Here is a 1,025-nt window from a genome sequence, read left to right on the forward strand (position 1 = left end):
AATCCATGATTTTTGGGTTGCTCCGCAAAATTAACACCGCCCAGCCGGTCAGGCAAGGCGGTTTATGGGACGTTTACGGGATGGGTAGGATGGGTAGGATGGGTAGGAGAGGAGGAGGGATGGGTTTAGGGGCGGCTTCAAGTGGAAAGCCGCCCCTATTTGTGGTTGTATATTTAATGTGGTTGTCTTTATGGTCTTTTTTGATCTGCTCTGTTTGAGGGGTCAGAAAGGAAAGTTGAGACCAAAATTGAAAGATGCGTTAGAATTGAGAGGAATAAACTGTTTGCTCAGCGTGCCGAGCGTGTGATCCATTCCGAGAAAGAGGTTGATACCGGTGGCATGCAGGTTTATCATCCAGCCGAATCCGACACCGTATGTTCCGGCAGCGACATTGACGTCGGCAGAGAACACCTTGACGGGCGCTATGTTTGCCGACAGACGGAATTGAGTCCATGAATAGGCGCCGTTTATTCGTGTGGAGTTCAATAGCCCGAAATGCAATTTGCGGTATACCGGCAGCTCATAGTCCACGCCAAAATTGAGAGTAGCCGCGAGAGCTCTTGTGTATGAACTTTTCTCACCCATATCTTTGAGCTGGTAGAGTCGGGAGAGGTCATCCTTCATGTTGTCAAGTTCATTGTCGAAAGAATTGTCGGCATCCCCGTCCGTGCTGAATGTGTAGGCATCGGTGGTGAATGTCCGGGTTCCGTCAGTCGATGCCCATTGTGTCTTTCCCCATGACATGAAACCGAGGTCAAGCACAGCTGCCGAAAATTTGAAATCGGTCCATTTGTATTCGGCTCCGAGATCGAAACCGAGTCCGTATCCGTTGATGCCGAAGCCGTCATCAAGATTGGCGCCCGACACGTATTCACGCGGTGCTCCGCCCTTGTTTCCGGAAGGTGTATAAATCTCTTTCTCGAAGCGAAGTCCTGTCACCGAGGCGTATATGTCGGCATTGGTCCGTGCCGTCCAGCCGTTTTCGCCTAAAGTGAGATCCGCTTCATTGAATCTTATGTCAACGC

General features: G+C 50.4%; 2 protein-coding genes. One reads left to right on the forward strand and one right to left on the reverse strand.

Annotation, left to right across the window (positions count from 1 at the left end; genetic code table 11):
• Positions 1–218 (forward strand): hypothetical protein (locus tag JX312_RS13980; RefSeq protein WP_204458530.1); only part of this gene is annotated, 218 nt, incomplete at its 5' end.
• A 4-nt stretch (positions 219–222) separates the two neighbouring features.
• On the opposite strand, the gene JX312_RS13985 is transcribed toward JX312_RS13980, so the two are convergent.
• A partial coding sequence (locus JX312_RS13985; RefSeq protein ID WP_239653943.1) for a DUF5723 family protein occupies positions 223–1,025 on the reverse strand: 803 nt, incomplete at its 5' end.

The organism is Barnesiella sp. CU968 (assembly GCF_905219685.1).
GTDB classification, from domain to species: domain Bacteria; phylum Bacteroidota; class Bacteroidia; order Bacteroidales; family Muribaculaceae; genus Lepagella; species Lepagella muris_A.